Annotated in this window: 14 protein-coding genes; 10 read left to right on the top strand and 4 right to left on the bottom strand. The window is 67.3% G+C overall.

The window, feature by feature from the left end:
* The first annotated feature begins 146 nt into the window (after window positions 1–146).
* From AC6EUH_RS01130 to AC6EUH_RS01095, 8 genes are all read left to right on the top strand, one after another.
* Entirely contained in the window at window positions 147–725 is a 579-nt protein-coding gene (locus AC6EUH_RS01130; RefSeq protein ID WP_499737572.1) for a hypothetical protein, read from the top strand.
* Between the two features lie 510 nt (window positions 726–1235).
* On the top strand, window positions 1236–1895 hold the full coding sequence (locus AC6EUH_RS01125) for an LGFP repeat-containing protein (RefSeq protein ID WP_499737571.1): 660 nt from the start codon (window positions 1236–1238) through the stop codon (window positions 1893–1895).
* A gap of 202 nt (window positions 1896–2097) precedes the next feature.
* Complete coding sequence (locus AC6EUH_RS01120; protein WP_056425488.1) at window positions 2098–2499, top strand: VOC family protein; 402 nt, start codon at window positions 2098–2100, stop codon at window positions 2497–2499.
* A 47-nt stretch (window positions 2500–2546) separates the two neighbouring features.
* Window positions 2547–3056, top strand: coding sequence for a hypothetical protein (locus tag AC6EUH_RS01115; protein WP_499737570.1), 510 nt, complete (start codon window positions 2547–2549; stop codon window positions 3054–3056).
* A gap of 36 nt (window positions 3057–3092) precedes the next feature.
* Complete coding sequence (locus AC6EUH_RS01110) at window positions 3093–3560, top strand: GatB/YqeY domain-containing protein (protein ID WP_499737569.1); 468 nt, start codon at window positions 3093–3095, stop codon at window positions 3558–3560.
* Between the two features lie 235 nt (window positions 3561–3795).
* Window positions 3796–4899: a methyltransferase gene (locus tag AC6EUH_RS01105; protein ID WP_056426602.1), complete on the top strand. Its 1104-nt coding sequence runs from the start codon at window positions 3796–3798 to the stop codon at window positions 4897–4899.
* Between the two features lie 60 nt (window positions 4900–4959).
* A complete protein-coding gene (locus AC6EUH_RS01100; RefSeq protein ID WP_499737568.1) occupies window positions 4960–6552 on the top strand; it encodes an ABC-F family ATP-binding cassette domain-containing protein in 1593 nt (530 codons plus the stop codon).
* A gap of 105 nt (window positions 6553–6657) precedes the next feature.
* Window positions 6658–6972, top strand: a complete 315-nt coding sequence (locus AC6EUH_RS01095; protein WP_499737567.1) for a hypothetical protein — start codon at window positions 6658–6660, stop codon at window positions 6970–6972.
* Between the two features lie 68 nt (window positions 6973–7040).
* On the opposite strand, the gene corA is transcribed toward AC6EUH_RS01095, so the two are convergent.
* Entirely contained in the window at window positions 7041–8036 is a 996-nt protein-coding gene (gene corA / locus AC6EUH_RS01090; protein ID WP_056425501.1) for a magnesium/cobalt transporter CorA, read from the bottom strand.
* A gap of 75 nt (window positions 8037–8111) precedes the next feature.
* Window positions 8112–8609 (bottom strand): Lrp/AsnC family transcriptional regulator, encoded by a 498-nt coding sequence (locus AC6EUH_RS01085; RefSeq protein WP_056425505.1) that lies wholly within the window; start codon window positions 8607–8609, stop codon window positions 8112–8114.
* A gap of 173 nt (window positions 8610–8782) precedes the next feature.
* Here AC6EUH_RS01085 and AC6EUH_RS01080 point away from each other — a divergent pair, with 173 nt between their 5' ends.
* Window positions 8783–10021 carry an MFS transporter gene (locus AC6EUH_RS01080; RefSeq protein WP_056425509.1) on the top strand — a complete coding sequence of 413 codons (1239 nt, stop codon included), beginning with the start codon at window positions 8783–8785 and terminating at the stop codon, window positions 10019–10021.
* A 77-nt stretch (window positions 10022–10098) separates the two neighbouring features.
* Here AC6EUH_RS01080 and AC6EUH_RS01075 read toward each other — a convergent pair whose 3' ends face one another.
* The gene (locus tag AC6EUH_RS01075) at window positions 10099–10605 is read right to left on the bottom strand and encodes an Lrp/AsnC family transcriptional regulator (RefSeq protein ID WP_056425512.1); all 507 of its coding nucleotides are present in this window, start codon (window positions 10603–10605) and stop codon (window positions 10099–10101) included.
* A gap of 132 nt (window positions 10606–10737) precedes the next feature.
* On the opposite strand from AC6EUH_RS01075, the gene AC6EUH_RS01070 reads away from it, so the two are divergent.
* The gene (locus AC6EUH_RS01070) at window positions 10738–11901 is read left to right on the top strand and encodes a trans-sulfuration enzyme family protein (protein ID WP_499737566.1); all 1164 of its coding nucleotides are present in this window, start codon (window positions 10738–10740) and stop codon (window positions 11899–11901) included.
* On the opposite strand, the gene AC6EUH_RS01065 is transcribed toward AC6EUH_RS01070, so the two are convergent.
* Window positions 11891–13240: an MFS transporter gene (locus tag AC6EUH_RS01065; protein ID WP_499737565.1), complete on the bottom strand. Its 1350-nt coding sequence runs from the start codon at window positions 13238–13240 to the stop codon at window positions 11891–11893. The two genes, AC6EUH_RS01070 and AC6EUH_RS01065, sit on opposite strands and share 11 nt — an antisense overlap.
* Between the last annotated feature and the right edge of the window lie 78 nt (window positions 13241–13318).

Raw genomic sequence — 13318 nt, 5'->3', positions numbered from 1 at the left:
TCCGTCACATGACCATCGAGCGCCCAGCATGGCCCCGCCGATGGTCTTCTGTTGGATACCGAAATCCCTTGAAACGCCACGGCACCGGTGCCACACTGCCCTTGTGGAGTGCGGGGGCTGGGGTCCTGCCAGATGAAAGGATCCCGATGCGCACAAAACCACTAACCCGGACCACGGCGCTCATCGTCTTTACCGCCGTCATTTTTGGCACCGCCGCGTCCTGCAACCCCGGCCAATCCGAGAGCGCCATTCAACTGACCCGCGGCGCCGCATCCAAGGTTTTCGGCTCACTTGGTCGGGAGACCGGCGAAATCAAGGCGGCCACCTCGGCGGTGCCCGATCTGGCAGCCCGCTACGGGGCGTCGGCTGACGAGGTTGCCGCTGTCGCAGCCACCGCGGACAACTACCAGGGCTGGAGATTGCCCCAACAGCGCATTGACCGGATGGTTGCCGCCGCCGAGAACGCAAAAGACAACGCAGCCGTCTCCGCCGGCGTCGACGTTGCGTGCGACTGGATGGCGGGGGACATTTCGACCCCGGACGCGTTCAATGAGTCCGTGGCAGCGGCAGCGGCAGGCATGCTACAAAGCGACGCGGATGCGTTCCGTGACGCCACCGTTGACTTGGCCGACGACTTGGCCGAGATCAAGGCGGAGGGCTCACCCGCTGACAAGGCAGCCGCTGTCTGGCTGTGCTACGCCTATGGGGTAGTACCGGCGGGCTAGCCGGGCCCGATTGCCGGTAGGATCCGGGCCATGAACGGCATCACTGAGCTGACACAAGACATGGCCGGCACGTAAGGTGTGCGGACCTCCTCCGGCACCGCGTACCTGGCCGTCCGCTCCCGCCCCGGCAGCGAAACAGCCGAGTCCGCTACTCGGCTCGGACCGTTATTGGCAGCCTGATAATGACGAATGGAACCCCTGAAACCCGGGGGGACATCCACCCGACGCCGGCCAAGCCCCGACCATCAATTCGTCCGGACTGAGATCCACGATATGCCCGCCCGCCACGGCGCGACACCCGGTGCTACCCTCCCGTACCGCCGGTAGGTTACGATTCCCGAAACCGGGCAATGCCGGCAAATTATTGGGGGAAAATTGTACGCGAAAGTTCTTGGGGCCGTACTCGGCCTCGGCATCATCAGCGGCGCTATCGTGGCAGCCGCACCGGCACAGGCTGCCACAGTCGGCGGCGTGTCCGTTCCAGCTCCCGCACAGTCGCCGCCGTTGGGCATGACGACTTCGATCAGCCGCATCGCGGTCCAGTACAACCTCGGTTCGCCGCTGGGTCTGACGGTTACCGGGTTCAAGGACGGGGGCGCATACCGGCAGTACCAGCGCGGCTTCGTCGTCTACTCGCCGGCGACGGGCGCACAGGTCTCCCGCGGCGCGATCCGGACCGCCCACGGCAAGCTCGGCTACGAAAAAGGCCGCATGGGCTACCCGACATCCGGTGAGCTGCTCAGCGCCAACAAGACCAGCACCTACCAGCGCTATCAGCACGGCACGATCGTCTGGAACGCCACGGCCGGCGCCCACGCCATCGCCGGGGCCATCGGCGCCAAATGGGTGGCCGCGGGCGGCGCCAACGGGAGCCTGGGGTACCCGACATCTGACGAAACCGGCCTCAATGGCCGCGGAGCGTCGCAGTCCTTCCAGGGCGGCACCGTCGTGTGGTCGTCCTTTACCGGCGCCCGCATCATGAAGGGAGCCATCCGTACCGCGTGGATCAAGAACGGCGCGCAGGCCGGACAGCTGGGCTACCCCGTCACCGACGAGCAGGCGCTTCCTCTCGGGGGCGTCATCCAGAGGTTCGAAGGCGGCACATCCATCACTTGGACCCCCAAAGCTGGAGCCGTAGTCAACCCCGGGGTGCCGCACTCGAACATCTGACAAACCGGGCGCAGCATCTGGCCTAACGGCCGCGGATATCCCCGCAGACATCAGGATCTGCGGGGATTTTCCGTGCCGGAGTAGACATCCGCTGGGACAATGGCACTCCCTCTCGGCCGCGTGGAATGGACGCAGTTAGGGCCGCCAGATGCCGCCGGTAAATCGCCGCGGGCAGGACTTTCGGCATCTGTATGCTGTGCTCATGACGTCACCGCAGATCTATGTCAGTTTTCCCGGCACGGCGCGTGAAGCACTCGGCTTCTACGCGGACGTGTTCGGCGGAGAGCTCTCGTTGTTCACGTACGAGGAGTTCAGCCGCAGCGACGGCCCGCCGGACGCCATTGCGCACGGAGTACTCGACGGCGTGGTTGCTTTGGCGGGATCGGATGCGGCAGCCGGCCAGACAACTGTCCGGTTCGAAGGCCTCATGCTTTCGTTGCTGGGCACCGCCGAACCGGCGGTTCTCCACGAGTGGTTCGACAAACTCGCCGATGGCGGCCGGGTGATCGACCCTCTGGCCCCGAAGCCCTGGGGCGCGTCGGACGGCCAAGTCATGGACCGGCACGGACTTCACTGGCTCATCGGATACGAACCTGCGCCCTGAGCGACAAAACAGGTGCCCGCGTTCGGGGTGAGGCTTAGGCTAAACGCATGACGCCGGCACCCTCCCCGACTCCCGTCCCCGTCGAGGTCTTCATCCACTCCGGCCCGGCCGAGTGGTGGCAGATCCTCGCCGCCCTGGGTCCGCTCGCCGTTCTGTTCGGGGCCGGCATCGCCGGGTTCATCGGCTGGAACACCCTGAAGCAGAAGTCTGTCGCGGACAACCGTGCCGAGTGGTGGAAACGCACGCAGTGGGCGCTCGATGCCGTCTATTCGGGGGACACGAAGCGGGGCACGGTGGGGCTGAAGGTCCTGCGCGTGCTGGGTGAAAGTGAGCTCGCCGGCAGCGGAGAGCTTGCAGTCCTTGAAGCCGCCTGGGAGGAGCCCCTCAACGCCGCCGAACGGCAGCTTGCCGTCGAAGGCCGGACGGCGCGTGCCCCCGGGGCCGTCGACAAGGACGAACGCGCGATGGAAGTCGCCGCCGCACGGCTGCGGCTGCTCACCGACCAACGCCTGGGCAAGCCAACCCCGGAATGGGTCACGACTCTGGCCGCGCAGTAGTCGGCGGATATCCTGTCCTATGACACGAGGAGAATCATGACCACCCTGAAAGAACGCCTGCACGCCGACGTCGTCAGCCACATGAGGGACCGCAACAAGATCGCCCTCACCACGGTGCGCAATGTCCTGGGCGAAATAGAAACGCGGGAGAAATCCGGCAAGACTCCGATCGTGCTGGACGACGCCCAGGTGACGTCGCTGCTCCAGAAGGAAGCAGCCAAGCGCCGCGACACCGCCCGCATCTACACCGAGGCGGGGGAGTCGGCGCGGGCCGCAGCCGAAATCGCCGAAGCTGAAATCATCGAAGCCTACCTCCCCAAGGCACTGACAGCCGCCGAAGTGGAAGCTATCGTCGACGAGGTCATCAAGTCCCTCACGGCAGACGGAACCGAGCTCACCATGCGTCAGCTGGGCGCGGTGATGAAGCCGGTGACCGCCAAGGTCGCCGGCCGCTTCGACGGCAAGGCCGTCAGCGAGATCGTCCGCAGCCGCATCGCGTCCTAGGGCAGAGCCGGATGCGTGGCGGGCGGGCACCAGCACCCGCCTGTATCCTGAGTAGGTACGCCAGTGGCAGCATCCGGCGTCGCGGACTCCCGCTGTAACCGTCAGTCTCCGATCAGCCTCCCTCGGACTCTGGGATTGGAACTCTCTTATCGCTACCGCCGTGCCGGGCCCCGTGGACGTCCCTGCGCCCGCCTCCACGCCCCCGCAGACCGCCGCAGCGGGTGAGCCCGCCGTCGTGACGTGGGCCGAGGCAGGCCACAGCAGGACGGCTCGCTGGCGGTCGGCGAACGGACGGCCCGCGCCCGTACGGATCGAAGTGGTCACCGACTCCCTGACGGCCGACGAGGCACACCGGATGGCGTCCCAGGGCATCGCAATGCTCTGGCAGGGTGACTTCCACAATGCCCGGCAGATCCTCAACGCCATGGACCGGCGGCTGGGCACCGGGAAGAAGAAGGTCGCGGACACCCCGGCCGATGAGTTCTACCGGCACCGCCAGGCCCGCTCGCACCGTGCGCGCATGCTCGGCCTGCTGCTGATCCCGCTCGATCCGGGCCCGGTGGTGCCCCTGCGGCGTTCCCCGGATGTCCGGCAGGCCGCCGAGGAAGCCTATGGGGACATCGGCGGACCATCGGTTGTCTCCCTCCACGAGCTTGTCGGGGCCATCGGCGCCCACCAATGGCGAAAGAACGGCGTCTACGTCGAGGCCCTGCAGGGCCGCATCCATCCGCACTACGGCACGTTCTTCCCCACCCGCAGCGAGTATGTCGACCTGGTGGCCGCCGCTCCGCTGCCTTCTGACACGCTGGCGTTCGACGTCGGGACAGGCACCGGCGTGCTCGGCGCCGTTCTGGCCCGCCGTGGCGTCAAACGTGTGGTGGCCACCGACAATGAACCCCGCGCGATTGCCTGCGCCACGGAGAACTTCCGGCATCTGGGCGTCCAGGACCGGGCGGAGGCTGTCCTGGCCGACATGTTCCCGGCCGGCCGCGCGCCGCTCATCGTGTGCAACCCACCGTGGATTCCGGCCACCCCGCACTCCTCGCTGGATAACGCCGTGTACGACCCCGGCAGCCGGATGTTGTTCCGGTTCCTGAACGAGCTCTCCGGCCACCTGGAGCCGGGCGGGGAGGGCTGGCTCGTCCTCTCGGACCTGGCCGAGCACCTGGGCCTGCGGACCCGTGAGCAACTGCTGGGCGCCATCGACGCGGCCGGGCTGAGCGTGCTGGAACGGCTCGACACCCGGCCAACCCACCCCAAGGCATCCGACCGCAACGATCCCTTGTTCGCGGCCCGGGCGGCCGAGGTCACCTCACTGTGGCGGCTCGCCGTCCGCTAGCGTCCCGCTCCGCCGCACGCATCAATACCCTTCCCCACCTAACTTGAGAGATTCAAACTCATGAGCCTGATCCGACTGCAAGACGTCAGCGTGCGCTTCGACAACACCCAGATCCTCCGGGAATCGTTCTTCCGCCTCGAAGCGGGGGACCGGGTGGGCCTGATCGGCAAAAACGGTTCCGGCAAGACCACCATCCTCAAGCTGGTCCTCGACCAGGTGGCACCGGACACGGGCACCGTCACCCTGGAACCGGGGACCAAGGTGGGCTACTTCTCGCAGTTCTCCGAACTCGACGGGGACGCCACGATTCTTGAAGTCCTCGACGCGCTGTTTTCGGAGATCAAGGCCGTCGAAGCCGAACTGGCCGCCATCGACGCGGCCATCGCAGCCGATCCCGCGGAAACCGAACTCCACCGGCTCATCGGCCGGCAGGCTGAGCTGTTCGCGGAGATGGAACGGCTCGACGGCTGGGACTACCCGCGGCGCATCGACACGGTCCTCACGACCCTGGGCTTCGATGAGGCCCACCGCACCTGCGCGATCGACGAACTGTCGGGCGGCTGGCGCAACCGTGCAGCCCTCGCCAAGATCCTCCTCGAGGTCCCTGACGTGCTGCTGCTGGACGAGCCCACCAACTTCCTGGACGTGGCCGGCGTGGAATGGCTCGAAAGCTGGTTCCGGGACTTCAAGGGCGCCGCGATCATCGTCTCGCACGACCGAAAGTTCCTCGACGCCGTCGTCACCCGGATCATCGAGGTGGAGAACTTCCACTTGCATGAATACCCGGGCAATTTCGGCGAATACGTCGTCCAGAAGCAGTTCCGTCTCAAAACCCTGGAGCAGCAGTTCGTGCACGAGTCCGAGCTCTTGGCCTTCGAAGCCGAAGGGATCGCGGATCGCCGCGAAGCTGCCAAGGCGGCCAGCCGCGGTCTGGGCAACCAGCTGGCCAAGATCAAGAAGTCCCGCACGCCCCGCCCCGTTGACCAGATCGTCACCGAGATCTACGGCGGCCTGCACGTCAAGGACGTCCTCTGCCGTGTGGAGGGACTGGGCAAGTCCTACGGCGAGAAGCTGCTGTTCGACGATCTGAGCTTCGAGATCCGCCGCGGCAACCGGATCGTGGTCCTCGGCTCCAACGGCAGCGGCAAGTCCACTCTCCTGAAGGTGCTGACGGGAGAAGAGCAAGCCGACACCGGCGACGTGGCCTGGGCCAAGGGACCCGGGTTCGTGTCCTACAACCAGATGCTGGCGGACCTCGACGACGCCGACACCGTGTCCCACGCGGTCAACGCGCTGCCTGACAGCCTGGCGTTCAGCGCCACCAGGAAGTCCGTTAACCGGTTCCTCGCGATGTTCCAGTTCTCCGAGGCGGACCTCAAGCAGAAAATTGGAAACCTCTCCGGCGGGCAGAAGGCACGTGTCGCCATGGCGCAGTGCCTCCTGTCCGGCGCCTCGGTCCTGTTGCTCGATGAGCCCACCAACCACCTGGACATGTCCAGCACGCAGGTCATGGAACGCGCGCTGGTGCACTTCCCGGGGGCCGTCGTGGTGGTCAGCCACGACCGGTTCTTCAGCGAGAAGATAGCCAACCGCCACCTCGTGTTCGGCGCTGACGGCGCGGCCCCCGGGGAAATCGACGTGCGGGCCGCCTAGGGGCGGTCGGTCCCAGACCGCCGGTGAACTCAAGTCGCCGACGGCGTCGTCCGGAGAATGTGACCGCAGCCCCTCAGAGCGCCGTACCCGCGGGATAATGGAAACATGACCGAACAGGACCAGGACCGCGACCCGTGGGATGAGTTCGACAGCCTCAAGCCCGCGGGACCGGACCGCGTGGAGGGCTACCCCGGGGGCGAGCCCCTGGGCTTTGGCTTCCGCACGGGAGTCCGCAGCGCGAAGGTGGCCATCGGCTTCGCCGTCTACGCGCTGGCCTTGGGAACCACCCTGGTGGTGATCGGAGCCGTCGTCTTTATCGGCGCAGGCCAGTGGCTGCTGCTGGGGCTTATGGTCCTGGTCGAGGCGGTCTTTGTCCTGGCCTTCAGCCGCCTGGTCGCGCAGGCCCGGCAGCGCCGCTGACCGCGCGCTCACGACGCCAGGATTCCGCCCCCGCCCTGCCGGTGGGCCCGGGCGCCGGGGCCTTTGGGCTAGAGCCAGCCCTTGTTCTTGAAGATGCCGTACATCAGGGCGGCCGTGCCGGCCATCAGCCCGATCGCCATTGGGTAGCCGAAACTCCACTGCAGTTCGGGCATCGCGTCAAAGTTCATGCCGTAGATACCGGCGACAAATGACGGTGCAAATAGGATGGCGGCCCACGACGAGATCTTCTTGACCTGCTCGTTCTGCTCGGCACTGGCCTCGTTCTGGCGGTTGGCGGTCAGCGTGCCGTCGAGCGTGAGGGCGTTCTGCAGGAGGTCCCGGAAGGAATCCGCCCGGGAAATCAGCCGCTCCACGTGGTCCTCGACGTCGCGGAGGTTGTGCTGGAGCTCGGAATTGATCTGGTACTTTTCGAAGCCGCGCCGGAGCAGCTGCATCATGGCCGGGAGCGGATGGATGGCGCGCTGGAACTGGATGACTTCACGCGCCAGTTCGTAGATCCGCCGGGACACCTTGGGGTCGCCGCTGAAGAGCTGGTCCTCGATCTCGTCGATGTCATTCTCCAGCCCCGCCACCACGGGCACATAGTCGTCCACCACCTGGTCCATCAGCGCATAAAGCACAGCCTCCGGGCCGTGGCACAGGAGGTCGGGGCGCCGCTCCAGCTTTCGCCGCACCTGGGCCACCCCGCCGGTCTCGGCGTGCCGGACGGTGACGACGAAGTTCTTGCCGGTAAACACGTGGAGTTCGCCGAATTCCACGGTTTCCGTCTCATCCAGGTACCGCGCCGGGCGCAGCACGGTGAAGAGATTGTCGTCGTAGCGTTCGAGCTTGGGGCGCTGGTGGGCCGAAATAGCGTCTTCCACGGCGAGCCGGTGCAGACCGAACTCTTCTGCGACGGCGGCCATTTCGTCCTCCGTCGGCCGGTAGAGGCCGACCCACGCCATTCCGCCGTGCCGGCTCAGGGTTTCGAAGGTCTGCTCGAGGCTCTGCGGCTCGGCGGTGCGGACGCCGTCCACATAGACGGCGTTATCGATGATAGTCACGGGCCCATTATCCCGTCTTCCGCGGTCGCGGCCGCGCGGGCACCGTTGGCCACGGCGGGCGGCGGGCCGGGGAGATCACTTTGGCCGGGCGGGGGCCAGGGAGCTGCCCTGGGCCAGCCGGCTGATCAGCGGTTCGGTGCGGTACTGGATGTGCGTGTGGAGGGCAAGGACCGTCTCGGTCCGGATGACGCCCCTGATCCGGAGGATGGAGCGCAAGGCGGCCTGCAGGTTGTGTGTGTCGGTGGCCACCACGCGGCACCACACATCCCCGCGTCCGGAGATCTCATGGACTTCCAGAACCTGTGCGATCAGGCGCAAGGCGCCCACCACGCCGTCGAGTTCCCGGTGGTTGACCTCGATCGTGACGAAGGCGACGACATCGTACCCCACCGCTTCAAGATCGATCTCGCGGCCGCCGTCGTGCAGCAAACCGGAGCGCTGCATCCGCCGCACGCGGGACTGCGCGGTGTTGCGGGCAATGCCCAGGGTGTCGCTGAGTTCACCGATCTGGATCCGCGGATCCCGGATCAACTCCAGCAGGATCTTCAGGTCCGTGGGGTCCAGACTGTTCAAATCATCACTCCGGTTCACTCTGGCAGCACTCGATTGACTGTTTTGATCAATTTTGCCATGCATTTCAGCTGTGGAGATCAGCCGTCCGTCATTCTGGACGTATCGAATTTTCACGGGCTGGCGTTCCCCCACCACAGGGAACACGCGGCCCGCTTCCACGTAAGGGCACGGACATGACGGTCTTCAGTGAACTCCGCATGCGCCCGGCCACGGCAGACCGCTGGGGCTGGGACGCTTCCACCACCGCACGGCTGGTGATGGCCGGCGTCGTGATTTTCACACTCCTGGTCGGCGCGAATCTCGCCACCCCGCTGTACCCGCTGCTGCAGGCCAAGCTCGGGATTACGGCGCTGGACGTCACCGTAGCCTTCTCCGCGTACGTCCTGGCGCTGGTGGCCACCCTGATCCTGGCCGGCCACTGGTCTGACCACATCGGCCGCCGCGCCGCCCTGGTGCTCGCCGTGCTTGTTGGCCTCGCGGGCGGTTCCGTCTTTGCCACTGCGGACAGCCTGTTCGCGCTGTGCACCGGCAGGGCCCTGCAGGGCATTGCGGTGGCCCTCGCCACCGGCGCCAGTTCGGCGGCCCTGCGGGAGCTGCTGCCCAGCCGCCCCGAATGGGCTTCGAGGTTTACCCTGCTGGCGTCCGCCGGCGGTGTGGCGGCCGGCCCTGCCATCGGGGGAGTGCTCTCGCTGCTGCCCGGTCCCACCTCCACGCCGTACTTCCTGCATTCTGTGGTTCTCACTGCGCTGCTGGTTCCGCTGTACCTTCTCAAGGCCCGGCCGGCGATCACCTCGATTGCGGGTCCGCAGCCGCTGCGCGTGCTGGCGCCCCGCCGGCCGTCGGTGTCCAGCGAAGCACGGGGCGCGTTCTGGCTGGCTGCCTCGGTGGGGTTCCTCAGCTTCACCGTCTTCGGCTTCTGCCTCTCCCTTGCGCCGGGCTATTTCGCCCAGATCGTCCACGCGGATTCGCGCCCGCTGATTGGCCTGCTGGCAGGGTTGACCCTCGGGTCCTCCGCGCTCAGCCAGCTGCTCGCCGTGCGGGGACGGTTCGTGGTGCCGATGGGACTTGCCGTTCTGGCCGCGTCGGTGCTGCTCATCGCGGCGGCTGCCGCCTGGAACAGTCCCTGGCTGCTGATTGTCGCGAGCATCACCGCCGGCATCGGCCAGGGTGTGTCCTTCCGGACCGTCTTCAACGACGTGGCCGGGAAGGTCGAGGCCTCACGTCACGCCCAGATCATCAGCACCGTCTATGTCATTACGTACCTGGGCAGCGCCATTCCCGTCATCGGGCTGGGGCTCGCGGCCGGCGTCGTCGGCCTGCAGACGGCGGTTGCCGGCTTCGTCGTGGTCTGTGCCATCGCGGCGGCGGTCCTCGCCGGCATGACGCTGCGGGCGGCGCTGCGCCGCGGCTGACGGCCCCGGGAAGGGCGTCACACCCCTCCCGCGCCAACCCGGGGCGCCGGAGCGTTGAGCTCGGGCCCGCGGCCCGTTTAGTCGGGCAGCGGGCCCTGGTTGCCCTGGATGTGGTCGAACACGAGCGTGGTTTCGGTATGGCCCACCACGGGATCGGTGGCCAGGTTGTCCAGCACCCAGTCGCGGAGGTCCTCGGTGGTGGCCACCGCGATGTGCAGCAGGTAGTCCACCGAACCCGAGGTGTGGAAGGTCGACAGCACGGCCGGGAGTTTGGGCACCCGGGACGTAAAGCGGTCGATCTGTTCGCGGTCATGGGCGCGGAGCCTGACGGCGATGAGGGCCTGCACGGAGCGGCCGATCGCGGACAGGCTCAGCTTCGCCTCGAAGCCCTGGATGATCCCGCGGTCGGACAGGGCGCGGGTGCGCATCAGGGCCGTGGACGGGGCAATCCCCACGAGTTCAGCCAGCTGCTTGTTGGAGATGCGGGCGTCGGCGACGAGTGCCGCTAGCAGGCGCTCGTCGATAGCGTCCAGCGGCTCGCCGGCACCCGCTCCCGGCCGAAGATTCTTCGCACTGCTACTCACGGATCCTCCTTGAAGTGTTGTCAGTTCATCATAAACGGCACATTCCAACACTTCCATTCATGCCCCCTACAAATCTCCGAATTATTGCCAGATACTTGCGGCATTCAATGGTGAATATTCATAAGGAGCAACGTGCTTTCTCAAGACTCGCTGGCCGTCCACGCCGGCCGGACCGGCCTCACTGAACTGGGCGTGCACGCAGTGCCGATCGATCTTTCCACCACGGCGCCGCTACCCTCCGTGCACGACGGCGGTCTCGCTTATGAGCACATGGCCACGGGCGGCACCCACATGGAGGGGCAGAGCACCGTCTACCAGCGGCTCTGGAATCCCACCGTGGCACGGTTCGAGGAGGGCGTGGCGGTCCTCGAAGAGACCGCGGAGGCGGTGGCGTTCGCCACCGGCATGGCGGCGCTCAGCGCGGTGCTGCTTGCCGTCGTCGCCACCGGAAAGAAGCACGTGGTCGCGGTGCGGCCGCTGTACGGGGGGAGCGATTACCTGCTGGCCTCGGGGGTGCTCGGCAATGAAGTGACGTTCACTGCCCCGGAGGGTGTCCATGCCGCGCTCCGGCCCGACACCGGCCTGGTGATCCTCGAGACGCCGGCCAACCCGAGCCTGGAACTCGTCGACATTGCCCGCGTGGCCGCGGCGGCCGACGGCGTCCCGCTCCTGGTCGACAACACCTTCGCCAGTCCGATCCTCCAGCGGCCCTTCCGCCACGGCGCGGCCATGGTCCTGCACAGCGCCACCAAGTTCCTCGGCGGCCACGGAGATGCCATGGGCGGCGTGGTGGCCGCGGCGCCCGAGTGGACCACGAGGCTGCGCCAGATCCGGGCCGTCACGGGCGGCATCCTCACGCCCTGGCCGGCCTACCTGCTCCACCGCGGACTGGCCACGCTCCCTGTCCGGGTGCGCGCCCAGCAGGCCGGCGCGCAGAAAGTCGCGGCGGCCCTGGCCGAACACGGGCTGGTCCGGCGGGTCTTCTACCCGGGGCTGCCCGAGTGCGACCCGCAGGGTCTGATCGGGACGCAGATGTCCGGTCCCGGCTCGCTGATCGCCTTTGACGTGGGCACTGCCGGGCACGCGGAGCGGATTCCCGGTGCGGTGAGCATGATCACGCACGCGGTCTCGCTCGGCGGCATCGACACTCTGATCCAGCACCCGGCCGGACTGACCCACCGCCCGGTCGCCGCCGAGGCCAAACCGCACGCCAGCCTGCTGCGTGTGTCGGTCGGACTGGAGGACCCGGCCGACGTCGTGGCCGACCTCGTGCAGGCCATCGAAGCTACGCGCTAACGCCGCTCGCTTTAGCCGCGGGCGTCTCAGCCACGGGCGCCGGGCGGGCGGGATGCACGACGGCGATGATCACCGCCGTCGTGCAGGCCAATCCGATGACGGTCAAGGCCAGAGCCGTCCAACCGAGCGACTGGAACACCAGCCCGCCGGCCCAGCCGATGACGCTGGATCCAAGGTAGTAGGCGAGGTTGTAGAGGGACGCCGCCTGGGCCCGGCCGGTCGTGGCGATCACGCCGGTCCAGCCGGCGCCGATGCTGTGCGCCGCGAAGAAGCCTCCGGTGAACAGCAGCAGGCCTGCCATGATGAGCGCCAGCAGCTGGGTCAGCGTTAGCGCCAGGCCCGCCACCATCAGGACCGTTCCCGCGATCAGCACCGTGCGCCGCCCGAACCGCGCCGCCAAGCCCCCGGCCCAGCGGGAGGAGACTGTTCCGGAGAGGTAGGCCAGGAAAATCAGGCTGATGATGGTGGCAGGCAGTCCGAAAGGTTCGCCGGAGAGCCGGAAGCCAAGGTAGTTGTAGACGGCCACAAAGCCGCCCATCAGCAGGAACGCCTGGACGTAGAGGGCGAGCAGGCGGGGGTTCCGGCCGTGGCCCGTCAGCGTCCGAAGTGCCCCGCGGAAGCCGCTGGCCGCCGCGGCCGTGAAGCCCCGCGCCTGCGGGACCAGAAGCAGGAACAGGGCCGCCGCGGCGCCGGCCAGGATGGAGACGGCCAGGGCCGCAGCCCGCCATCCCCACAGTTCACCGACCACACCGGCCAGCAGCCGGCCGGCGAGTCCGCCCAAGGTGGTCCCGGCGACGTACGTTCCAGCCGCCAGCGCGGCGTGGGCCTTGTTGACCTCCTCGTTGAGGTAAGCGATGGCGATGGCCGGGATGCCGCCCAGTGCCATGCCTTCGAGCATCCGCAGGCCCAGCAGCATCGGGAAGCTGGTGGCGAGCGGGACCAGCAGGCCCAGGGCGGTGGCGGCGGAGATGCCCCACATCATGGCCCGGACGCGCCCGATCCGGTCGGCCAGGAAGGACCACGGAAGAACCGTTAAGGCCAGCCCTACGGTGGCCAGCGAAATCGTGAGTGCCGCTTCAGCCGCCGTGACCTGCAGGTCGGCCGCCATCATAGGCAGCACCGCCTGGGTGGAATACAGCTGGGCAAAGGTGGCCACACCGGCGAACGCCAGCCCCGCGAGAATTTTCCTGTAGGCGGCGGATCCCTTGGGGTGTCCCGGCCAGGCGGGAATCCCGACGACATCCGAGCCGGTGGGCGCCGGGCCGGTCCCGGTCCCGGCGGCGTCCGTCGGGGCGCGTGCGGGGCCAGCGGGGTGGCGGAGGAGTGGAAGTCGTGGCATGTCCCCAGAATAGGCTTCAGCTGAACATGCTTCCAATGCATGATTCTCATAGAATTCATAGCGAATGCGCAATGATTT

The organism is Arthrobacter sp. 001422645 (assembly GCF_059816125.1).
This window is presented reverse-complemented; position numbering and strand designations above follow the sequence as displayed.